The 22,105-nt window shown below is 62.6% G+C and carries 23 protein-coding genes; 14 read left to right on the forward strand and 9 right to left on the reverse strand.

The window, feature by feature from the left end:
* On the reverse strand, nucleotides 1–660 hold the full coding sequence (locus FJ967_RS02790; RefSeq protein WP_140730154.1) for a 5-formyltetrahydrofolate cyclo-ligase: 660 nt from the start codon (nucleotides 658–660) through the stop codon (nucleotides 1–3).
* Nucleotides 661–825: 165 nt separating this feature from the next.
* On the opposite strand from FJ967_RS02790, the gene FJ967_RS02795 reads away from it, so the two are divergent.
* The 3 genes from FJ967_RS02795 (at nucleotide 826) to FJ967_RS02805 (ending at nucleotide 5,142) form a co-directional block, all read left to right on the forward strand.
* Entirely contained in the window at nucleotides 826–2,091 is a 1,266-nt protein-coding gene (locus tag FJ967_RS02795) for an NAD(P)/FAD-dependent oxidoreductase (RefSeq protein ID WP_140730155.1), read from the forward strand.
* A gap of 151 nt (nucleotides 2,092–2,242) precedes the next feature.
* Entirely contained in the window at nucleotides 2,243–4,222 is a 1,980-nt protein-coding gene (locus tag FJ967_RS02800; protein ID WP_140730156.1) for a bifunctional 2',3'-cyclic-nucleotide 2'-phosphodiesterase/3'-nucleotidase, read from the forward strand.
* A gap of 266 nt (nucleotides 4,223–4,488) precedes the next feature.
* Complete coding sequence (locus FJ967_RS02805) at nucleotides 4,489–5,142, forward strand: hypothetical protein (RefSeq protein WP_140730157.1); 654 nt, start codon at nucleotides 4,489–4,491, stop codon at nucleotides 5,140–5,142.
* 68 nt (nucleotides 5,143–5,210) lie between these two features.
* On the opposite strand, the gene FJ967_RS02810 is transcribed toward FJ967_RS02805, so the two are convergent.
* From FJ967_RS02810 to FJ967_RS02820, 3 genes are all read right to left on the reverse strand, one after another.
* On the reverse strand, nucleotides 5,211–5,516 hold the full coding sequence (locus FJ967_RS02810) for a hypothetical protein (protein ID WP_140730158.1): 306 nt from the start codon (nucleotides 5,514–5,516) through the stop codon (nucleotides 5,211–5,213).
* A gap of 137 nt (nucleotides 5,517–5,653) precedes the next feature.
* Entirely contained in the window at nucleotides 5,654–6,655 is a 1,002-nt protein-coding gene (locus tag FJ967_RS02815) for a glycerophosphodiester phosphodiesterase family protein (RefSeq protein WP_140730159.1), read from the reverse strand.
* Nucleotides 6,656–6,783: 128 nt separating this feature from the next.
* Nucleotides 6,784–8,040, reverse strand: coding sequence for a cyclopropane-fatty-acyl-phospholipid synthase family protein (locus FJ967_RS02820; protein ID WP_140730160.1), 1,257 nt, complete (start codon nucleotides 8,038–8,040; stop codon nucleotides 6,784–6,786).
* Nucleotides 8,041–8,375: 335 nt separating this feature from the next.
* Here FJ967_RS02820 and FJ967_RS33900 point away from each other — a divergent pair, with 335 nt between their 5' ends.
* Nucleotides 8,376–8,510 carry a hypothetical protein gene (locus FJ967_RS33900; RefSeq protein WP_281405670.1) on the forward strand — a complete coding sequence of 45 codons (135 nt, stop codon included), beginning with the start codon at nucleotides 8,376–8,378 and terminating at the stop codon, nucleotides 8,508–8,510.
* Nucleotides 8,511–8,669: 159 nt separating this feature from the next.
* Nucleotides 8,670–8,960, forward strand: coding sequence for a Dabb family protein (locus FJ967_RS02825; protein WP_140730161.1), 291 nt, complete (start codon nucleotides 8,670–8,672; stop codon nucleotides 8,958–8,960).
* Here the strand turns inward: FJ967_RS02825 and FJ967_RS02830 are convergent.
* Genes FJ967_RS02830 through FJ967_RS02845 form a run of 4 tightly spaced genes read right to left on the reverse strand, consistent with a single transcriptional unit; the run spans nucleotide 8,930 to nucleotide 13,170 of the window.
* Entirely contained in the window at nucleotides 8,930–9,898 is a 969-nt protein-coding gene (locus FJ967_RS02830; protein ID WP_140730162.1) for a glycosyltransferase family A protein, read from the reverse strand. The genes FJ967_RS02825 and FJ967_RS02830 overlap by 31 nt on opposite strands.
* Nucleotides 9,895–10,908 (reverse strand): GNAT family N-acetyltransferase, encoded by a 1,014-nt coding sequence (locus FJ967_RS02835; RefSeq protein ID WP_140730163.1) that lies wholly within the window; start codon nucleotides 10,906–10,908, stop codon nucleotides 9,895–9,897. The genes FJ967_RS02830 and FJ967_RS02835 overlap by 4 nt, the downstream gene beginning before the upstream one ends.
* Complete coding sequence (locus FJ967_RS02840) at nucleotides 10,901–11,878, reverse strand: hypothetical protein (protein ID WP_140730164.1); 978 nt, start codon at nucleotides 11,876–11,878, stop codon at nucleotides 10,901–10,903. The genes FJ967_RS02835 and FJ967_RS02840 overlap by 8 nt, the downstream gene beginning before the upstream one ends.
* Nucleotides 11,875–13,170: a glycosyltransferase gene (locus FJ967_RS02845; protein ID WP_181175643.1), complete on the reverse strand. Its 1,296-nt coding sequence runs from the start codon at nucleotides 13,168–13,170 to the stop codon at nucleotides 11,875–11,877. The genes FJ967_RS02840 and FJ967_RS02845 overlap by 4 nt, the downstream gene beginning before the upstream one ends.
* Before the next feature lie 240 nt (nucleotides 13,171–13,410).
* On the opposite strand from FJ967_RS02845, the gene FJ967_RS02850 reads away from it, so the two are divergent.
* From FJ967_RS02850 to FJ967_RS02865, 4 genes are all read left to right on the forward strand, one after another.
* The gene (locus FJ967_RS02850; RefSeq protein WP_140730166.1) at nucleotides 13,411–14,298 is read left to right on the forward strand and encodes a VOC family protein; all 888 of its coding nucleotides are present in this window, start codon (nucleotides 13,411–13,413) and stop codon (nucleotides 14,296–14,298) included.
* Nucleotides 14,295–15,155, forward strand: coding sequence for a 3-deoxy-8-phosphooctulonate synthase (gene kdsA / locus FJ967_RS02855; RefSeq protein WP_140730167.1), 861 nt, complete (start codon nucleotides 14,295–14,297; stop codon nucleotides 15,153–15,155). The genes FJ967_RS02850 and kdsA overlap by 4 nt, the downstream gene beginning before the upstream one ends.
* A gap of 122 nt (nucleotides 15,156–15,277) precedes the next feature.
* Entirely contained in the window at nucleotides 15,278–15,481 is a 204-nt protein-coding gene (locus FJ967_RS02860) for a dodecin family protein (protein WP_027045027.1), read from the forward strand.
* A gap of 84 nt (nucleotides 15,482–15,565) precedes the next feature.
* Nucleotides 15,566–15,931 carry a PRC-barrel domain-containing protein gene (locus FJ967_RS02865; protein WP_140730168.1) on the forward strand — a complete coding sequence of 122 codons (366 nt, stop codon included), beginning with the start codon at nucleotides 15,566–15,568 and terminating at the stop codon, nucleotides 15,929–15,931.
* 73 nt (nucleotides 15,932–16,004) lie between these two features.
* Here FJ967_RS02865 and FJ967_RS33905 read toward each other — a convergent pair whose 3' ends face one another.
* Nucleotides 16,005–16,127 (reverse strand): hypothetical protein, encoded by a 123-nt coding sequence (locus FJ967_RS33905; protein ID WP_140730169.1) that lies wholly within the window; start codon nucleotides 16,125–16,127, stop codon nucleotides 16,005–16,007.
* 202 nt (nucleotides 16,128–16,329) lie between these two features.
* On the opposite strand from FJ967_RS33905, the gene eno reads away from it, so the two are divergent.
* From eno to FJ967_RS02895, 5 genes are all read left to right on the forward strand, one after another.
* Complete coding sequence (gene eno / locus FJ967_RS02875; RefSeq protein WP_140730170.1) at nucleotides 16,330–17,604, forward strand: phosphopyruvate hydratase; 1,275 nt, start codon at nucleotides 16,330–16,332, stop codon at nucleotides 17,602–17,604.
* A 152-nt stretch (nucleotides 17,605–17,756) separates the two neighbouring features.
* A complete protein-coding gene (locus FJ967_RS02880) occupies nucleotides 17,757–18,080 on the forward strand; it encodes a septum formation initiator family protein (protein ID WP_140730171.1) in 324 nt (107 codons plus the stop codon).
* 191 nt (nucleotides 18,081–18,271) lie between these two features.
* Nucleotides 18,272–19,309: a pyruvate dehydrogenase (acetyl-transferring) E1 component subunit alpha gene (pdhA, locus tag FJ967_RS02885; protein ID WP_140730172.1), complete on the forward strand. Its 1,038-nt coding sequence runs from the start codon at nucleotides 18,272–18,274 to the stop codon at nucleotides 19,307–19,309.
* Between the two features lie 14 nt (nucleotides 19,310–19,323).
* Entirely contained in the window at nucleotides 19,324–20,709 is a 1,386-nt protein-coding gene (locus FJ967_RS02890; protein WP_140730173.1) for a pyruvate dehydrogenase complex E1 component subunit beta, read from the forward strand.
* An 18-nt stretch (nucleotides 20,710–20,727) separates the two neighbouring features.
* Nucleotides 20,728–22,104: a pyruvate dehydrogenase complex dihydrolipoamide acetyltransferase gene (locus FJ967_RS02895; protein WP_140730174.1), complete on the forward strand. Its 1,377-nt coding sequence runs from the start codon at nucleotides 20,728–20,730 to the stop codon at nucleotides 22,102–22,104.
* The last annotated feature ends 1 nt before the right edge of the window (nucleotide 22,105 follow it).

A 22,105-nucleotide genomic window follows, 5' to 3' on the forward strand; every position in this document is an offset into this window, starting at 1 on the left:
CTATACCGGGGCCGCCTCCGTCACGATGCGATCCATCGGGATGTCGTGCGGCTGCGGATAGATGGTGGCGATGCGCTGCAATTCGTAGCCGACACCGATGACCAGCGGCTTGAACGGCATGGCGGCCAGCGTGCGGTCGAAGAAACCGCCGCCATAGCCCAGGCGATAGTTTGCCGGGTCGATACCGACGATCGGCGAGATCACGATATCAGGCAATACCGGGTCGCCTTCGGCCGGAATCGGGATGTTCCACACACCTTTTTCCAGCCTGTCGCCGGGTTTGTACGCACGAAAGATCAACGGCCGTCCCTTCTCGATCACGATCGGCAGCGCCGTGCGGCCGCCGCGTTCGTTGATCGAGGCCATCCAGGGCCGCAGGTCCGGCTCGCCGCGAAACGGCCAGTAAAGGCTGACCATGCGGCCGGCAATGTCGCCGATGATCGTATCGATCCCGTCCGCGATGCGTTGCGACATCGCGGCCCGGGTGTCGGCGGACATTTCCAGACGGGCGGCGATCAGCCGCTCGCGCTCGGCTTTGCGCCAGCGCCGGACGTCGGTCCAGTCGGCTGGCGGTGTCTGAAAAGCGGGATCGAGCTCATGCATGAAGCAGGGAGGCGAGGCATACTGCGCCGCACCCCGGTCGTCATGATCGTTAGCCATGCCTCACCTCATCGCGTGTCCGATAACGCTATACCTCGCGACACGATACATCTTGTGCGTTCACGACATTGAACGACGAGTCTCGGGCACTGTCCTGCCATTGTTGCATTGCACAAAAGTACCTACATTCAGGGCAGGCAATCCTGCCCGTCAGGGGTGAATGAAATGAGCGATGCCAGACATCATGTTGTCGTTGTCGGCGCCGGGTTCGGCGGTCTCGAATTCACCCGCGCACTGGCCGGAGCACCGGTGCGCATCACCATGATCGACAAGCGCAACCATCATCTCTTCCAGCCGCTGCTCTATCAGGTGGCGACCACGGCGCTGGCGACTTCGGAAGTTGCCTGGCCGATCCGCCATCTCCTGCGCAAGCGCAAGGATGTCACCACCCTGCTGGCCAACGTCACGGGGGTCGACCGGGCCGGCAAGCGCGTTCTGCTCGATGACGGCAGCGCGGTCGCCTACGACACGATGGTGCTCGCCACCGGGGCGCGGCACGCCTATTTCGGCCATGACGAATGGGAGCCCTTCGCGCCGGGCCTGAAGACATTGGAGGATGCCACCACCATCCGGCGGCGTATTCTCCTGGCCTTCGAACAGGCCGAGCGCGAAACCGATCCCGTCAAGCGCCAGGCGCTGCTGACCATCGCCATTGTCGGTGGTGGCCCGACCGGCGTCGAACTCGCCGGCACCATCGCCGAACTGGCGCATGACACGTTGCGCGGCGAATTCCGCAACATCGATACGCGCCAGACGCGCGTTGTGCTGATCGAGGCCGGCGACCGCATCCTGGCCAATTTCGCGCCAAAGCTCTCCGACTATGCGGGCAAGGCGCTGGAACGGCTTGGCGTTGCCGTCGAGCTTGGCCGGGCCGTTACGCGCTGCGACGCCGAAGGCGTGGTCTTTGGCGACACGGTTCTGCCGGCCCGCACGATCCTGTGGGCAGCCGGCGTTGCCGCATCGCCCGCCGCCGAATGGCTGGGAGCAAAGGCGGACCGTGCCGGCAGGGTCCTGGTCGAACCCGACCTGACCGTGCCGGGCAGCCCGGAGATATTTGTCATCGGTGACGCTGCTCTCGTGCTGCGGCCCGATGGACGGCCGGTGCCCGGCGTGGCGCCTTCGGCCAAGCAGGAGGGCCGGCACGTCGCCGCGACCATCAAGTCGAGGCTTGCCGGCGACCAGAGTCCGCGGCCTTTCCACTATAAGCATGCCGGCGATCTGGCCACGATCGGCAAGCGCGCCGCCGCCATCGATTTCGGCTGGATCAAGCTCACCGGCTGGCTCGCCTGGTGGCTGTGGGGCATTGCCCATATCTATTTCCTGATAGGTTTTCGCAACCGGCTTGCCGTTTCGCTGAGCTGGCTATGGATCTATGTCACCGGCCAGCGCAGCGCCCGGCTGATTACGCAGGGCGACGACGACAAGGGCTGATCTCGACGTCGGCACCTGTTCATCCGCGCGTCATCTGTTGCTGATCGATTGCCGGTTCCGATGCGCGCAACTTCTTGAATGGACTCGACAGGGTTTCAGCGCGAAGTTCGCTTCGGGCAGGGCTTCTCAGGTCGTCGAAGAAGGAGAGAACATGTCGCAACTGCTCCACCCCATCTCCCGCCGTGGTCTGCTTGCGGGAGCCGCCGCCACAGGGGCACTGATCATGCTTCATCCCTTCTCCGCCCGGGCGCAGGCCAACCAGGCGCATCTGAGGATCATGGAAACCACCGATATCCATGTGAACGTGCTGCCGTATGATTACTACGCCGACAAAGCCAATGACACGATGGGCCTGTCGCGCACGGCGTCGCTGATCGACGCGGTGCGCAAGGAAGCCGTCAATTCGATGCTGATCGACAATGGCGATCTTTTGCAGGGCAATCCGATAGGTGACTACATCGCCTATGAGAAGGGCCTGAAGGAAGGCGACCTGCATCCGATCATGAAAGGCATGAACCTGCTCGGCTACGAGTGCTCGACGCTGGGCAACCATGAGTTCAACTACGGCCTGTCGTTCCTGGACAAGGTGCTGGCCGGCGCTAATTTTCCATTTGTCTGCGCCAACCTGATCCGTGGCACGGAGCTTGCCGCCAATCCGCGCGACGACAAGCTCTATCTCAAGCCCTATGTGATCCTGGACAAGAAGATCAAGGACGGTTCAGGCTCCGAGCAGCCGATCAAGATCGGCATCATCGGTTTCGTGCCGCCGCAGATCATGGTCTGGGACCTCAAGAACCTCGAAGGCAACGTCAAGACGCGCGACATCGTCGAAGCGGCCAAGGCCTGGGTGCCGCAGATGAAGGAGGAGGGCGCCGACATCGTCATCGCGCTCTCGCATTCCGGCATCGACATCAAGCATGGCGACATGATGGAGAATGCCTCGTTCTTCGTCGCCGGCGTCGAGGGCATCGACGCGGTCTTCACCGGCCACCAGCACCTGGTTTTCCCTGGGAAGAAGGATTTCCAGGCGCTCGAGGGCGTCGACACGCAGAAGGGCACGCTGCAAGGCAAGCCCGCCGTCATGGGCGGCTTCTGGGGCTCGCACATGGGCCTGATCGACCTGATGCTGGAGCGCGACGGGGCCAAGTGGAAAGTGGTTTCGGCGACCTCCGAGGCGCGCCCGATCTTCGAACGGGTCGACAACAAGAACAAGCCGACAGTGCCTGACGACAAACGCATCATCGCCGCGCTCGAACAGGATCATGAGGCGACGCTCGCCTATGTGCGCCGTCCCGTCGGCAAGACCTCCGCGCCGCTCTATTCCTATTTCGCCTTGGTCGCGGACGATCCGTCGGTGCAGGTCGTCAGCCAGGCGCAGACCTGGTATCTCAAGGACATCTTGAAGAGCACGCAGTGGAAGGACGTACCGCTGTTGTCGGCGGCCGCGCCCTTCAAGGCCGGCGGCCGCAATGGCGCCGACTATTATACCGACGTGCCCGCGGGCGACATAGCCATCAAAAACGTCGCCGACCTCTACCTTTATCCCAACACCGTGCGCGCGGTCGAAATCACCGGAGCTCAGGTCAAGGAATGGCTGGAAATGTCAGCCGGCATCTTCAACCGGATCGAACCGGGGAAAGCCGACCAGATCCTGATCAACACCGATTTTCCGTCCTATAATTTCGACGTTATTGACGGCGTCAGCTACAGGATAGACCTGTCGCAGCCGCCGAAATACGATGCCAAGGGCGGCATCGCCAATGCCGGTTCCAACCGCATCGTCGATCTCAAGTTCGACGGCAAACCAATTGATCCCTTGGCGAAATTCGTCGTCGCGACCAACAATTACCGGGCCGGCGGCGGCGGCAATTTTCCTGAGATCAACGCTTCCAAGATCATCTATGAGGCGCCGGACACCAACCGCGACGTCATCGTCCGCTACGTCGTCAGCCAGGGCACCATCAATCCTTCGGCCGATGCCAACTGGTCGTTCGCGCCGTTGCCGGGAACCAGTGTCGTCTTCGAGACAGGCGTCAAGGCAAAGGACTTCATCGCCGATGTGAAGTCGCTAAAGATCGAGCCGGCGGGTGACGGCGAAGCCGGCTTTGCCAGGTACCGCATCCTTCTCTGATGCGGCTGTCGAGGCCTGATGCGGTCGATCTCTGACCGCATCTCCCGTGTGGGAGATGACCTCGCCATTGATGTCGTGGCATCATCGCGGCTCCTGGTAGCCCTGCAGTCGGGCGACCAGGATTGTGACATTTCAAGCTTGTTTTGAAACTGACCGGCGGCGTGCCGCCGGCACAACGAAGCCGTGCCTGTGACGGGCGGGCCGGCCTGACGCGCCGCGTCGGAAATCCATGGGTGGGACCCTTTGGGGATCAAAGGAGCCCTTGCATGACCGACAAGATCTTTACGGGAGCAACTCTCGAAGAAGCTTTGAAGAATGACGATTTTGGCCTGTCCGGCACGGAAATGACCGGCATGGTCAAGGCATCGAAGAAGGCGGGGCATATCGCCTTCACCCGGTCCGGTTGCGAAAACTGGGTGGACATACCGGTTGGTGTCATCGAAAAGGCCGAGCAACTCGGCAAGGCGCCTTGCAAGGACCACTGGCATCCGATCTTCAAGCTGACGCTGAAGGAACCCAAGGATGCCGAGGCAAAGGTGTTTGCCGCTTTGTTGGCCGCGGTGCCGCAAGGTGGCGGGCGTCCCCCGCAGGGCGCGGGAGCGCCTCCGATGCAGCCGCAGATGATGCCCCAGATGGGATCAGGCGCAAGTTTCAGTCGCGCGGCCGCTTCGGGTCAAGGACGCGGTTCGCCGTCCGGCTCGACCGGTGGGCGGCCGCAGACCGCGGCGCGCATCGCCGGCGGGCTCGGTGGTTTTGGCGGCCTTGGCAATGGCGGCCTGAACGCCTGGGGCTGTTGGGAATCGGAGTGCTGCGATTGCATCCTCTGGGGCAATTGCTGGTACACGGGCGACGGACGCTGCATTCCCGAATGCCTGCAATATTCCTGTCAGCCCTGCGAGCGCTGCATCTGGCCCTGGTGAGCCGCGGCACCGACAGCCTGGGCCCCGCGCCGCGACAAGCGGCGCGGGGCCCTCCCATGACTATGCATTCAGTTGGCTGGCGTCAGCGGCAAGGCCGTCGCCGGAGCTTGCGGGCTGACTGGTAGCGTAGGCTCGAGGGAGGAGCCTGTCGGGTCGCTCGGCACGGTCAGGGGCGTCATTCCCGTGGGTGCGTGGATCTCGTGGATGGTCGAAGTCGGCGTGTCGTCGATGAGGTCGCCGGTGCCAGGTTTCATGGTCGGGCTGATGCTGACACCAAGAGGATCATTCATGACGGTGGGGGGAGACATGCGCCGCGCTTCAGCGGCGGATATGGCGGCAAGCAGAATCAGGACGGTGACGGCGGTTCGTTTCAACAAAGCCTCCTATGGCCAGAGGCGCTCGGGCATTGAGGGTGTTGGGGCGCGGGCGTCGGATGCCGCGGAACGCGGGCTCCATGATCGCGGTTTCATCACGCCGCATCAGGAAATCGCGAGCGGGCCGTTTGGGCAATTCAGCTCCGTGGGGGAGCCCCCGTTCCGAAACGATCCCTGATCACCGGCATGACGAGATCCAGGGCATCGGTGGAAATACCCCCGGAATATCCGTCCGGAAGCTGTCTGATGATTTGCGGATCATCGAGCCCTTGAGAAAAATCGCCGCCTGAATACGGCCCCAGCAGATAGACGCGGGTATCGACACTCCGCATGCGATCGAGGAAGCGGTTGGGCCAACCCCACATCCATTCCGCGATGTTGACGGGTATAAGCAACGTACCTTTGTTGCAGGCATCCGGAACATAGCCGCTCCAGCCCAATGCCGCATATCGGATGATGCATTGCGTGAGTGACGCGTGGCTCAGCGTATGCATATCGGGCAGGGCCTTCTTGACCGCTGCGACCGGCCTGTCGCCGCCATAGACCGACAGATAGTCGCGCTGGGCAGGCGCCAGCGTGCCCAGCCACGCCGCCAACGCTTCGCCTTCGCCCGGATCGTTGCTCTTAACGTTGATGTTGAAGCGGCGTGTCGGGAAGTGGGCCAGCACTTCATCCAGGGATGGCATCATGCCGATCCCCTTGCCGCGAAAGGGGAAAGTCTTGCCGCCATCGGCCGTGTAACCGTAGCCGATATCCAGCCTCTTCAGTTCAGCCATGGAATGGCTGCGCGTCTCTCCCTTGCCTTCGGTGCGGCAATCCAGGGTCCAGTCATGGAAGACCGCGAACTTGCCATCGGTCGTCGGGTGGATATCCAGCTCGAGTGCATCCGCGCCAAGCGCGAAGGCCGCCTCCATCGAGGCGATCGTGTTTTCAAGGTAAGCATGTCGCGACGGCAGCATGCGACTGGCCGTACAGGTGTCCGGGCCAAGGTCCGTGCGGTCAAAATCCTGCGCCAGGCCGCGATGGGCCAGTACCGTGGGAATGCCGCCGGGACGGCTCGACAGCAATGAACTGTTATTGAGCCAGATGCATGCGGTGGCGAAGAGAATGCCGGTGAAGAAGATTGTCCGTTTGCGCATGATTCCCGCTCGCCTGTCCGGCACGGCATCCTGCTTCAGGATCGGACTTTTTGACGACCATCGTAGGGCAATGTCGAGAACATGACCGACATTGCTTTAGGCTGAGGAAATCGTTCTGCTACGAAGGCTTAAGCCTTGTAGACCACCTGGCGCACGTCGATATAGCTGGCGCGGAAGCCGGCCTCGCAATAGTGCAGGTAGAATTCCCAGAGCTTCTTGAAACGGTCGTCGAAGCCGAGCGGCATGATCTTCTCCCACGATCCCCAGAAGCGCTGGCGCCACTCGGCGAGCGTGCGGGCATAGTCCTCGGGGAAAACCCGTTCGCGCAAATGGGCAAGGCCGTGTGCCGCGCCAAGCGATTTCAGAATGGATGGCGTCGGCAGCATGCCGCCCGGGAAGACGTAGCGCTGGATGAAATCCGGCCTGGCGCGGTAGGTATCGTATGCGGCCTCGTTGATGGTGATGATCTGCAGCCCGGCCGTGCCGCCCGGCCTCAGGCAGGCCTTCATCTTGGAGAAGAAAACCGGCCAGTATTTCTCGCCGACGGCCTCGAACATCTCGATCGAGGCGATGCGATCGTAAGTTCCCGTCTCGTCGCGATAATCCTGCAACTTGATGTCGACCTTGTCGGCGAGCCCGGCCTTGGCGATGCGCGCCTTGGCGAAGTCATGCTGTTCGCGGCTGATCGTGAGCCCGGTAACCCGGCACCCGATTTCGCGCGCCGCGAATTCGGCAAAGCCGCCCCAGCCACAGCCGATCTCCAGCACATGATCTTTTGCGCCGATGCCCGTATCCCTGGCGAGCGCCCGGTATTTGGCGGCCTGCGCGCTTTCGAGATCGTTGGCGCCATTGGCGTAAAGCGCGGAGGAATAGGTCATGCTCGGGTCGAGCCATTCCTTGTAGAAGGCATTGCCGAGATCGTAGTGCGCCGAGATGTTGCGCTTCGACCCGGAGCGTGTGTTTTCGTTGAACCAGTGGCGGATGCGCTGGACGGTGTTGATGAGCCAGCTTGCTCCGCCGGCGACCTTTTCGCCGAAGGCGGAGTTGACCACGAACAGTTCGAGAAAACTCGTCACATCCGGGCTTTCCCAGTCGCCGTCCATATAGGATTCGGCAACGCCGATCGTGCCGCCCGAAAAGGCGCGGCCCGGCAGGCGCCAGTTCTTGAGCACGAGTTCGGCGTCCGGACCCGGCGCCTTGCCACCGACGAGAACGGCGCGGCCGTCCGGCATCCTGACCTTCAGCGATCCGCGCGGCAGGTTCATCGCCGCCGACAGCACCATGCGCGCCTTGGCCGGCAAGCCCTTGACGATCTCGGCGAAATTGAACTCGTCGAGCCTGACCGCGTCGCCCGGCGCTACGCCATGATGTTCCCTGTGTGCCATACCATGCCCCTGGATTTCCGCGGTGCCGGCGCAATTGCCGAGCCACGGTTCTCTTGGATCATCCGCCGAATTCGAACGCCGTTGCCTCGTCCCGCTTGCTTCAGGGTTCGGCGACGGACTGTTCGAACAGAAACGCAGCCTGCTAGCCGAAGTTTCAGCGTTTCCCGGCGAATACCTGTCACAATCTTCTACGTCACGAGGGGAACTTCAAGAGGCATGCCGAGAGCTGGACTGTGCCAAGCGGTGCCTGGCCTCCGCCGTCTTGGCGTCGGATTGGTGCGGCCCAACATCAAAAACGCTATGAGAGCCGCTGCGCTTGTGCGATAGCTTTAGTCATGCGTTATGTAATCGTCATTGCCGCCATCGCTTTCTTCCTGATCTGGGACGGTCTCTACAATCAGGGCCGGTACCTCGACGTCACGGTCAGGGAAGTTTCCCATGCGGTGCGCTACGTCACCGGCAAGGTCTAGACATTCCCTCTGGATAAGCGGCCCGCATTTCGTGCCTGATGCGCGAAATCGGATCCAGCACCATCGAGGCGCGTCGCAAGGACGCGTGGCGCCATGACCGGTTGACGCCAGGAGACCGCCGTCACAAAAGATCCCGACATTCAGATCGAGGAGGCGGGATTGATCCGGCATATCGTTTTCTTCAGCGCGCGGCACAGGCAAGATGTTGAAGCAGTGCGCACCGGGCTGCTGGCGCTCGGCGGCATTCCTCATTCCAGCCTCTTCGAGGTCACGTTGAACACCAAGGTGGACCCGCTGTCGGATGAAGTCGATGTCGTCGTCTACGCCGAATTCGCCGATGACGCGGCGCTGGCCGCCTACAAGGCGCACCCTCTCTATGCGCAGACCACCAGCAAGGTCAAACCATTGCGCGAGCTGCGTTATTCCGCCGATGTCGTGGCCGGCGGCTGATCCAGCGCCTGCTCCAGGAGGTGCCGCTCGCGGCGCCCCACGAAATAGCCCGGCAAAACGTGAAAACCGCCGGGCAGGTTGTCGGCCTTTCGCCACGCCCTCAATTCGGCCAGCGCGACGCCGAAATGGCCTTGCGCCACCGCTTTCAGCGTACCGCGCACGGTGAGATAGCTGAGGATCGACCCATAGCCGGCTGACCGATAGTCGGGACAGCGGCCGACGAAGTCGTCCAGCCCCTTTATATAGCCCGAATGGGTGCGCGAGATCGAATTCGTCGATCGGTATTTGTGGACGTCGGTGGCGGAGCCGAAGGCGATGCGATGCTGCCTGGCCAGCCGCAGCAGCAACTCCCGATCCTGATGACGGCGCAGATTCGCGTCGTAACCACCGACCGCATCGAAGGCCGCGCGGCGAACCGTGAGCGTCGAATTGGTCAGCGGCACGCAATGGCAAAGCAAAAGCTGGCGTAGCTTTTCGCCATCGGGAGTGACCAGCGGCAATCGATGTATGCGTTCGCCGTTGCCGGAAATGTCGCTGAAACCATCGATGCTGCAGGCGATTTCGGGGTTCTCGTCGAAGAAGGCGATCAGCCTGTCCAATCGGCCCGGGAGGAAGGCGTCGTCCGAATCGAGAAACGCGATGAGCGGCGCGCTGGACAGCGCCGCGCCTTCGTTGCGCGCCTGATTGGCGCCAGCCGGCACCGGCAAGCGGCGCCATTTCAGGCGCGCATCGTCGAGCGAGGCGAGATAGCTGTCGGTGCCATCGTTCGATCCGTCGTCTATGACCGCGAGCTCTATGTCCGTTCGCCGGCTGCAAAGGATCGACGCCAGCGCGCGCGGCAGGCTTTCGCGGCGGTTCCTGGAAGGGATGACCACCGCCAGGCGAGGCATGGCGACGACGTCCGTTTCGGCCTGAAGCGTTTTCGACGCCATTGTCATGGCCGGAACTCGTGCATGGCGGTGCGGACGCAGCCGAATTGCGCCTTGAAGGGTTCATCGCCGATGGTGAAGTCGAATGCCTTGCCGCCCTCGGCGGCCCAGGCCGCCATCACCTGGTCGAGTGCCACTCGACCTGGAGAAAAGCGGGCATGAGAAGCGTAGTCGCAGGCCAGCAGGATGTAGCGGAAGCAGTCGCTGTCGACCAGGCCGAAGACAAAGGCGATCGGATCATCCTTCGAGGCGAGGCGATAGGTCCTGGCAAGGCCCGAGCACGCGCCGTTGGTGGCGACCTCGATGTAGAATTCGAGGCCGTGCTTCGTCTGCAGCGGATCGTCGGGAAAACGGCCGGCGCGAAAATCGCGCGCTGTCAGCAAGGCTTGCCGCGCCTCGTGCGGCTTGAGCAATTCCAGCCGGAGCCTGCCTGCCTCGGCGAGCTTGCGTGCCTTGCGGTCGAGCTCAGCCGCGCGACGGGACCCAAGATTGGATCCACGCCATACGGCGTAGGGATGGCCGTAGCGCACGGCATGTGCTCCGAAGCCCATGGTCGCGGGTTCGGCATCGAGCAATGACCGCCATTGCTGCAGATGGGCGTGATGAACAGGTCCGATTCTCAAGCCCGCGTCGGGGTCAAGGGCATCGCGAAAATGCCGTCTGGTCCGGGCGCCGATCGTCACGCCCTTGGCCACGATCGGGCAGACATAGTCGGTGACGCCCAGAAATGCATATTCGATCAACCCCGCTCCGCCGCCACTCTTGCGCTTAACCAAGGGAACCAGCAACTGGAGCTTTCCATCACTGTCCCTGCCGGTGACCACCAGCGGCTCGGCGTCAAGGGCGGCCGCAAGGTGTCGATAGAAAGCGGCGAGCCAGTCGGGATGCTGGAAGGCCGATGCCGACGCGTTGCGATAGAGCCGCCGATATTCCTCGCCGCTGAAGTCAAAACCATCGGCGACCTCGATAATGAGAGGCCGATCGTCGATCGGATGTTGCGGGGCGGCGAGGTCAAGCACGTTTCAGCCCCGTGAAAAGTCTTCTGAATGCCTGCTGTGGGACAAGGGCGGGATCGTCCAGGGCGATGCGGTTGCCCGCCGCCGAATTCACGGCACGCAAGGCGGCGTACAGCCTGTCCTCGGAAAGTCTTTGCGTGTCGGCCCGCTGCGGGTGCGTTTCCCGATAGATTACGGCGTGCGAACCATGCGCTGGATTGGTGTTGATCTCGAAGATCTGCGGGCGTCCGTCGACCAGGGAGAAATCGGCGCGTCCATAGTCGATTCCCGCAAGATCGAAGGCCCGGCGCAGCACGTCTTCATAGAGATTGCCTTCGACGAACCGGCGCTCGTTCTCGAGGAAGGCTGAAAACATAGGGTGGGCAACGAGACGCTGTGTGTCCTTCACGTCCTTTGCGGCCCAGCGGAAATCGACGGCATTGTGATGGGCAATCAGCCGGTGACCGACGCGATAGGTGGCAAAACGCTGCCAGACGCCGGGGCTCACCTCCTGCCCGGCATATTCGATCACCAGTTTGCCGGCCAAAGGTATGCCGTCTTCCTTCATTCGGCTGAGCTGTGCATCGAGCGCCGGCTGGTCCGCGATCAACTCCAGATCGGCGGAAAGGTGGTCGAACTCATTGCGGATGAAGACCGGAAAGGTGTTTGGACGCGGCCCGCTTTCACAGCGCCAGGCCGAGAAATGGTTGATCCCGGCCGCGTTCAGCGCTTTCAGCAGGTCATGACGGCCAAGCACGTGGGCAGGATGGTTGAGGATACGGGCACCGCCGCGTTGGAGCCGATTGGCGACCTTGGCCGCCAGCGCGATCTCGAAGCTCGAAAGCCGTTCGTGGTCCGTGAAAACCCAGGTGCCGGAGCGCAGGCTCTTCTGCCGGAAGAGGCGTTCATAGCTCCAATGGCAAGCGTTGCCCAACTGGCGTACCAGATGGCGAACGGTGTAGCCGTGACTGCGCGTGGTGACGAAATTGATCAAGCGCCATCCGGCGGGCCGCCGTCCTCCTGCCATGTCAGGGCGCCGACGACCTGTCGCGATCCCTTCGCCGAGTTCGCGAGAACCGAGGAAAAAAGGGCAAGGTTGAGCGCTACGGCCGAAGCCAGCGAAAACGCCTCGACGCGCCGACGCCCTCTTGCGGTCAGCACGCCCCGTTCCCGCCCGTCTGCAAGCAAGCGGAGCGTCCGGTCGATGAAGTCTTCCCGCCGCCCTTCGGGCACGAGCGCCAGCGCCTCGGGACGACCGGCCACGTCGGAAACGCCGCCGACGGCATAAGCGACCACCGGCACGTCGGCGGCCATCGCTTCGAGCAGGACGCTGCCGAACATTTCGCGCCGGGACGGCAGGACCATGAGGTCGGAAATCCTGAGCGCCTTCATGACCTCGGCCGGCGAGACAAATCCGGTGATGGTCCACCAGCCTGGCCGCGCGATCGCGGTCAGCGCCGCTTCCAGCCTATGACGGTCGGGACCGTCGCCGCAAACCAGCAGGAACACGCCCTGTTCGGACAGGTGCCGGACGAGCGCGGGCAAATCCTGCCAGCCCTTTTCCGCGCTGATCCGCCCGATGAAACTGACGACGCGACGTCCTTCTGGAATGGCGTGCTCGGTTCGAAAGGCCTGAAGCGCGGTCGGAGCAATTGGCCGCCGGAACGCCTCGACGTCGACTGCATCCGGGATCACCTCGACGCGCGAGGCATCGAGGTCCAACGCGCCTGCGGCATTCCTGCCATATGTCTCGGTCAGTGCGACGATCCGGTTCGCCGACTTCAAGGCCATCCGCTCGAACCAGCAGGTGATGTCGTACGGCTTGCCTTCGAGGCCAAGCGCATCGCGAAATCCGGACCACAGCGGCGTATTCATGGACACGACGAGCGGTATCTTCAGCCTGCCGACGACAATGGCGGTGATCCTGCACCAGATCGAGTGGTTGAAATGGATGTGGACGACGTCGTAGTGCCGTCGAGCCCGAAGCAATTCCGGTATCACACCCAGAAACCAGCTGAAGCAGAGCATCGGGCCGGCGAGGAATCCGGGCAGCCATGGGCCCACGCATTTGACCCGCATCGTTGGCGACAATTCGACGTGCCTTGGGCTGCCGGGGATGTAGCTGGTGAGGATCGTCTGGCTGGCGCCCGCCTGGTCCATGCCTTTCGCGATCGTCCACGACTGGTTCTGCAATCCGCCGACCGGATCAAAGGCGACAGGCCATTTGCCGGGCCGGTAGAAATGCGGCGTGATCCGCAAGATCCTGAGCATGCGTCTGCCCGTCATCCGTGGTTCCAGCCATGCAAGCAGGGCAACAGGGCGCGGTCGGCATCGACTCGCGACGTTGGGACAATCGTCCAGGCCGGAATTCGGAACATCCCCCATGCGGGGGATATCCTTACGTCAAATCCGAATACGGCAGAAGGGAAAGTCCATGATTATCCGTGGGGGCGTTGCGATATTGCCGGCGGCCGCGTTGCGATCAAGTCTTGAACCGATCTTTGGAATGATGCACATCGCGCCTGCATGACATCGAGCGCATCAGGCATTCATCCACTCGATCATCTGGTTCTGCCGACACGGAGCCTCGATGTGGCGCGCACCCGGCTTGGTTCATTGGGCTTCGTCGTCGCCCCGATCGGTATCCATCCGTTCGGCACGCAAAACTGCTGCGTTTTCCTTGCTGACGGCACCTATATGGAGCCGCTTGCGATCGGCAGTGAAGCGGCGACGGCAGAGGCCGCGGCTAAGGGCAATGTCTTCGTTGCGCGCGACCGCCTCTATCGTGAAAGCCATGGCGACGAGGGATTTTCCGCCGTGGTTCTCGGCACCGACAATGCCGATGCCGACTATGAACGCTATGCCGAAGCCGGGCTCTCGGCGGGAGACATGCTGAGCTTTTCGCGCGCTTTCACCGACACGGCGGGCAAAAGCGATACCGCCTCCTTCAAGCTCGCCTTTGCCTCGGCCAGTCACGCCGGGGACGCTTTTCTCTTCGCCTGCCAGCGCATCAACGCGCCCGATGTCGACCGCACGGCCTTGCAGGCTCATCCCAACGGCGTCGACGGGATCGTCGAGGTGATCGCCATCAGCAGTGCTCCCGCCGAACAGCGCAGGCTGATCGCCGTGGCGATCAACGATCCGTCCGCCGGCCGCCAAGACCGCGCGTTCCACTTGCCGAATGCAGACTTGCGTGTGCTCGATCCCGCGTCCTTCGCCACGCATTTTGGCATCCCGGCCGGCCCGGCGACGGAACTTCGCTTCGCTGCCGTCATCTTTGCTGTCCGCAGTGCCGATGCCGCGGCGCGGCTGCTTGCAGCCAACGCAATCCAGCACGATATAGCGGGCACAGACATTGTCGTGCCGCCGACAGCCGGCCAAGGTGCCGCTTTCATCTTCCGGGAGACCAAATGAGCAAGCCCCAAGCCTCAAATTCGACGGCGCCCAACGCCACCGTCACCGTCGGCAACGTTGTCTTCGACAACAATGCGGCGTTGGCGCTGATAGCCGGGCCATGCCAGTTCGAATCTCGCCAGCACGCCTTCGACATGGCCGGCGCGTTGAAGGAATTGACCGGCAAGCTCGGCATCGGTCTCGTCTACAAGACCAGCTACGACAAGGCCAACCGCACCTCGCTGTCGGCGACGCGGGGGGCGGGCATGGATGCCGCGCTTCCCGTCTTCGACGAACTCAGGAAGGAATTCTCGCTTCCCGTGCTGACCGACGTCCACACCGAGGAGCAGTGCGCGATCGTCGCGCCGCATGTGGATGTGCTGCAGATTCCGGCCTTCCTGTCGCGCCAGACCGACATGCTGGTCGCCGCCGCAAGGACGGGAAAGGTGATCAACGTCAAGAAGGGCCAGTTCCTTGCGCCGTGGGACATGAAGAACGTGGTCGCCAAGATCACCGGCTCCGGCAATGCCAATGTCCTGACCACCGAGCGCGGCGCCTCCTTCGGCTACAACACGCTGGTGTCCGACATGCGGGCGCTGCCTGTCATGGCCGAGATCGGCGCTCCTGTGATCTTCGACGCCACGCATTCGGTCCAGCAGCCGGGCGGGCAGGGCGGTTCGTCCGGTGGCGAGCGCCGCTTTGTCGAAACGCTGGCCCGTGCCGCGGTCGCCGTCGGCGTTGCCGGCGTGTTCATCGAGACCCATCAGGATCCCGACAATTCGACCTCGTCCGACGGGCCGAACATGCTGCCGCTGAAAGACATGCCGGCGCTGCTGGAAAAGCTGATGGCATTCGACCGTATAGCGAAGGGCCGCTAGGCCCCAGCCTCTATCTCGACGCGAAGACTGCGGCGGGCAGGCAGCCCCGCCGCCCGGCTTGTGGCCGGCAAGCGGCGGTTGTACGCTTGGCTGGCAAATGAGCGTTTTGGCAGGAGGAAGCCATGTCCGTTGCCCGCGTCACCGAAATCACCTCGTCATCGAAGAAGAGCTTTCAGGACGCCATCGAGAAGGGAATCGCGCGCGCCTCGAAGACCCTGAAGAATGTCGAGGGCGCCTGGATCCAGGACCAGAAGATCGTCGTCGAAGACGGCAAGATCGCGGCCTATCGCGTCAACATGAAGGTGACTTTCATCCTGGCAGAGTGATCGGACAATAGCCAGAAAGTCGGGAACTTTCGCCCGCGCCCCTCATTGTCGAAGCAGAGATCAACGACAACGAGGAGTATGATGATGACAACCCAGACAGGCCACACCGAAGCCATTGCCGCTTCGCGGGTCATCGGCACGTCGGTCTACAACACCGAAGGCACCAGCATCGGCAGTATCGAGGACATCATGCTCGACAAGACGTCGAACGGCATCATGTTCGCGGTGATCGGTTTTGGCGGTTTTCTCGGCATCGGCGAGAAATACCACGCCGTTCCCTGGGCAAGCCTTGATTACAACGAGGACAAGGGCGGTTATGTCGTGCCCTTCTCGAAGGAACAGCTGAAGGCGGCGCCCGCCTATTCGATCAACGAACTGGCCGGAGCGGACGGCGAGAGCGCGCGCGACGCCTCTTATGAATACTATAAGGTCACGCCCTATTGGCACTGACTGCAATATCTGCACTGACTGCAATCAAAAGGGGCCTCGTTCAGCGGGGCCCTCTTTGATTCAAAGACTAAGCCTATTCGCTGAGGTGCAACGCCGGCAGCGACGTCGCGGCCTTGGCCGGCGGCTGACTGTCGCATGACGTCAGGAACGCTGCCGCGATCAGGAACAGACTGACGATACCGCTCAACTCGGACATGGCGAAACTCCTCCTGTTTCGCCCCGCGCAGCGATAGCCATAGCCGAAAAACCATGCTCGATGGCATGACTTATGATGACAGAGATTTGCGCTTCGTGAATCGGGCGGCCGGCAATATTCGGCCGCGGCCCGATTGCGTTTTGCGTCGCTTTGGCTAAGACGGGCGCGACGTTTTCTCCAGATCAAAATCGAGGACATCGCAATGACCGCCATCATCGATATTGTCGGGCGTGAAATCCTGGACAGCCGTGGAAACCCGACCGTCGAGGTCGATGTCGTTCTCGAAGACGGTTCGATGGGCCGCGCCGCGGTGCCGTCTGGCGCCTCGACAGGCGCCCATGAAGCCGTCGAGCTTCGCGACGGCGGCGCCCGCTATCTCGGCAAGGGCGTGCTCAAGGCCGTCGAGGCGGTCAACGGCGAACTGTTCGAGGCGATCGGCGGCATGGAAGCCGAAAACCAGATCCACATCGACCAGACCATGATTGAGCTCGACGGCACGCCCAACAAGAGCCGGCTCGGCGCCAACGCCATTCTGGGCGTTTCGCTGGCGGTCGCCAAGGCCGCGGCCGATGCCGCCGGCCTGCCGCTCTATCGCTATGTCGGCGGCACCAAGGCGCATGTCCTGCCGGTGCCGATGATGAACATCATCAATGGCGGCGCGCATGCCGACAATCCGATCGACTTCCAGGAATTCATGATCTTGCCGGTCGGCGCCCCAACGCTGCGCGAAGGCGTGCGCTGGGGTTCGGAAATTTTCCACACGCTGCGCAAGAAGCTGAAGGATGCCGGCCACAACACCAATGTCGGCGACGAGGGCGGTTTCGCGCCGAACCTGAAGAGCGCGCCGGTTGCGCTCGATTTCATCATGGAATCGATCGAGAAAGCCGGGTTCAAGCCGGGCGAGGAGATCGCACTCGGCCTCGATTGCGCCGCGACCGAGTTCTTCAAGGACGGCAACTACGTCTATGAGGGCGAGAAGAAGACGCGCGATCCCAAGGCGCAGGCCAAATACCTCGCCAAGCTCGCTGCCGATTATCCGATCATTTCGATCGAGGACGGCCTGGCCGAAGACGACTGGGAAGGCTGGAAATACCTGACCGACCTGATCGGCAAGAAGACGCAGCTTGTCGGCGACGACCTGTTCGTCACCAACACGGCGCGCCTGCGCGACGGCATCCGGATGGGTGTCGCCAATTCGATCCTGGTCAAGGTCAACCAGATCGGCTCGCTGACGGAAACGCTCGACGCCGTCGAGACCGCGCACAAGGCGGCCTACACCGCCGTCATGTCGCACCGTTCGGGCGAGACCGAGGATTCGACCATCGCCGATCTCGCCGTCGCCACCAATTGCGGGCAGATCAAGACCGGCTCGCTGTCGCGCTCCGACCGCATGGCCAAATACAACCAGCTGATCCGCATCGAGGAAGAACTCGGCAAGCAGGCGCGCTATGCCGGCAAGTCGGTGATCAAGGGCTGATCCGGCCGCGCATCGTTGCTACGGAGAGGGCGGGCTATCCCGCCCTTTTTCATTTCACGCCGGCCCGCGCGGTGCCCCGTAACCGTCCGTTAAGCACAATCAGGCGAAAAAGGCTGGGAGCCGTTCGAGTTCGCGGCCACGGGGAATCGGTCATGTGGACGCGTCAGCACAAGCAGAGAAACACCGGGCGGCTGATCATCCCCTCTTTGTGCGCGGTGTTCCTGGCCTATTTCGGCTTCCATGCCTATCACGGTGAATTCGGCATCAATTCCAAATATAAGCTCGAGGCCGAGACGGTCGCGCTGCAGGGTCAGCTCGACGCGATCAAGGCGCGCCGGATGGAGCTTGAGCGGCGCGTCAAGCTCATGCACGATGGCACGCTGGAGAAGGACATGCTTGACGAGCAGGCGCGCAGGGCGCTCAATCTGTCCCAGGCGGATGAAATAACCATAATGCTGCCGGCTTCAGCGAATTAATCGTATTTCGGTTAATCGACAATATTTTCAATGATTTTAATCGCTTAGGCGCATGCCAGCTATGCAATTTCGACATGGCGGAGTGCATTTTTCCGTGTTAGCCTCCCATAAATCGAAGGGGAGGGCGATCTCCCCGGAGCAGACCCAGTCTGCTCCAGTGTCCGCAAAGAGACGCCAACAGGGAGTGATGCATGGCCACCGCAGCCAGAAAAGCGCCTGCCAAATCGAAATCCGACGGCAAATCCGGTCTTTCAGCACCCAAGCCTGCTGACTTCACCAAGGAGGAGGAGCTGTCCGCCTACCGGCACATGCTGCTCATCCGCCGTTTCGAGGAAAAGGCCGGCCAGCTCTACGGCATGGGCTTCATCGGCGGCTTCTGCCACCTCTATATCGGCCAGGAAGCCGTCGTCACCGGCATGAAAATGGCGCTGATCGAAGGCGATCAGATGATCACCGCCTATCGCGATCATGGCCACATGCTGGCCATGGACCTGTCGCCGCGCGGTGTCATGGCTGAATTGACCGGGCGCCGCGGCGGCCTGTCGAAAGGCAAGGGCGGCTCCATGCACATGTTCTCCAAGGAGAAGCATTTCTATGGCGGCCACGGCATTGTCGGTGCGCAGGTATCGCTCGGCACCGGCCTTGCCTTCGCCAACCGCTACCGCGAGAACAAGAACGTCTCGCTGACCTATTTCGGCGACGGCGCCGCCAATCAGGGCCAGGTCTATGAAAGCTTCAACATGGCCTCGCTGTGGAAGCTGCCGGTGATCTACATCATCGAGAACAACCGCTACGCCATGGGCACCTCGGTGTCGCGCTCTTCGGCCGAGACCGACTTCTCGCACCGCGGCGCTTCGTTCAAGATTCCCGGCATCCAGGTCGACGGCATGGATGTGCGTGCCGTCAAGTCCGCCGCTGATCTCGCCACCGAATGGTGCCGCTCCGGCAATGGCCCGCTGATCCTCGAAATGCAGACCTATCGCTATCGCGGCCACTCCATGTCCGATCCGGCGAAGTATCGCTCGAAGGAGGAAGTGCAGAAGATGCGCTCCGAGCACGATCCGATCGAACAGGTCAAGGCGCGGCTCATGGAGAAGAAATGGGCTGATGAGGACGAGCTCAAAGCCGTCGACAAGGAGGTTCGCGACATCGTCGCCGACGCCGCCGAATTTGCCCAGAACGATGCCGAGCCGGATCCGTCCGAGCTCTGGACCGATATCGTATTGTAAGGGAGGGCCAGGACATGCCGATCGAAATTCTCATGCCCGCTCTCTCGCCGACCATGGAAGAGGGCAATCTTTCCAAGTGGTTGAAGAACGAGGGCGACAAGGTCGTCGCCGGCGACGTGATCGCCGAGATCGAAACCGACAAGGCAACGATGGAAGTCGAAGCCGTCGACGAAGGCACGCTGGCCAAGATCGTGGTTCCCGCCGGCACCGAGGGCGTCAAGGTCAATGCCGTGATTGCCGTGCTTGCGGTTGACGGCGAAGATACCGACAAGGCCGGCGAGGGCATTGGCGAAGAGCCTTCGAAGGCTCAGGCAACGGCGCCTGCGCCGGCTGCGGCCAAGAGCGAGGCCGCCGCACCTGTCGCGGCCGCGCCGAAAACGGAAATCGCTGCCGATCCCGACATCCCGGCCGGCACGGAGATGGTCTCGACCACCGTGCGTGAAGCGTTGCGCGATGCCATGGCCGAGGAAATGCGCCGCGACGGCGACGTCTTCGTCATGGGCGAGGAGGTGGCCGAATACCAGGGCGCCTACAAGATCACGCAAGGCCTGCTGCAGGAATTCGGCCCGCGCCGCGTCGTCGATACGCCGATCACCGAGCACGGCTTTGCCGGTGTCGGGGTCGGCGCTGCGATGGCCGGGTTGAAGCCGATCGTCGAATTCATGACCTTCAACTTCGCCATGCAGGCGATCGACCAGATCATCAACTCCGCCGCCAAGACGCTCTATATGTCGGGTGGCCAGATGGGTGCGCCGATCGTGTTTCGCGGCCCCAACGGTGCTGCCGCCCGCGTCGCCGCCCAGCACTCGCAGTGCTATGCCGCCTGGTACAGCCACGTCCCGGGTCTGAAGGTGGTGATGCCGTACACGGCCGCCGACGCCAAGGGTCTGCTGAAGGCCGCGATCCGCGATCCGAACCCGGTCATCTTCCTCGAGAACGAGATCCTCTACGGCCAGTCCTTCGATGTGCCGAAGCTCGATGATTTCGTGCTGCCGATCGGCAAGGCGCGCATCCACAAACAGGGCAAAGACGTCACCATCGTCTCGTTCGGCATCGGCATGACCTATGCGGTCAAGGCCGAGGCCGAGCTGCGCGGCATGGGCATCGATGCCGAGATCATCGACCTCAGGACCATCCGGCCGCTCGATTTCGAGACGATCATCGCATCGGTCAAGAAGACGAATCGGCTGATCGTGGTGGAAGAGGGTTTCCCGCAGAACTCGGTCGGCGACCATATCGCCAACCAGGTGTCGCAGCGCGCCTTCGATTTCCTCGACGCGCCGGTCATCACCATCGCCGGCAAGGATGTGCCGATGCCTTACGCGGCAAACCTCGAGAAACTGGCATTGCCGAATGTCGGCGAGGTCATCGAAGCGGTCAAAGCCGTCACGTATCGCTGAACCGGGCGGGAGGACAAAATGCCAATCAACATCACCATGCCGGCGCTCTCGCCCACGATGGAAGAGGGCAATCTTTCCAAGTGGCTGGTCAAGGAGGGCGACAAGGTTTCGCCCGGCGACGTGATCGCCGAGATCGAGACCGACAAGGCGACGATGGAAGTCGAAGCCGTCGATGAAGGCACCGTCGCCAAGCTGGTCGTGCCGGCCGGCACCGAAGGCGTCAAGGTCAACGCGCTGATCGCGATCCTGGCCGGTGAAGGCGAGGATGCGGGCGCAGCTGCCAAGGGCGGAAGCGGTGCCGCGCCCAAGGCTGAAGCTGCGAAAGCCGATGCTCCGAAGGCCGAGGCAGCCAAGGAAGCAGCCAAGCCGTCGGCGTCCGCCGCACCCGCGCCGGCGAAAACTGAACCCGCTCCGGCAGCCAGTGGGCATGCCGGTGGCGAGCGCGTCTTCGCATCGCCGCTCGCGCGCCGCATTGCCAAGGACGCCGGCGTGGATGTGTCTGCGGTGACCGGCACCGGTCCGCATGGCCGCGTGGTCAAGGCCGATGTCGACGCCGCGATCGCCGGCGGCGGCGCCAAGGCAGCACCTGCGGCCAAGGCTCCGGCTGGTGCTCCCGCCGCCGCATCCGCCCCTGCCGTGAAGGCGATGTCGGACGATCAGGTGCTGAAACTGTTCGAGGCAGGCTCCTACGAACTCGTCCCGCACGACAATATGCGCAAGACCATCGCGCGCCGCCTGGTCGAAGCGAAGTCGACGATCCCGCATTTCTACCTGACGCTCGACTGCGAGCTCGATGCGCTGCTGGCGCTGCGCTCGCAGCTCAATGCGGCCGCGCCGATGAAGAAGACCGACAAGGGCGATGCACCCGTCTATAAGCTGTCGGTCAACGACATGGTGATCAAGGCCATGGCGATGGCCTTGAAGGCGGTGCCGGACGCCAATGCGTCCTGGACCGAAAGCGCCATGGTCAAGCACAGGCATGCCGATGTCGGCGTTGCCGTGTCGATCCCTGGCGGTCTGATCACGCCGATCGTCCGCAAGGCCGACGAAAAGACGCTGTCCACCATCTCCAACGAGATGAAGGACCTGGCGAGCCGCGCGCGCAGCCGCAAGCTGAAGCCGGAAGAGTACCAGGGCGGCACGACGGCCGTCTCCAATCTCGGCATGTTCGGCATCAAGGACTTTGCCGCCGTCATCAACCCGCCGCACGCGACGATCCTGGCGGTCGGTGCCGGCGAGGAGCGGGCGGTGGTCAAGAACGGCGAGATCAAGATCGCCACCGTGATGTCGGTGACGCTGTCGACCGATCACCGCGCCGTCGACGGAGCGCTGGGTGCCGAACTGCTGGTCGCCTTCAAGCGGCTGATCGAGAACCCGATGGGCATGCTCGTCTAGA

It is taken from the genome of Mesorhizobium sp. B2-3-4, assembly GCF_006442315.1.
Taxonomy (GTDB): Bacteria; Pseudomonadota; Alphaproteobacteria; order Rhizobiales; family Rhizobiaceae; genus Mesorhizobium.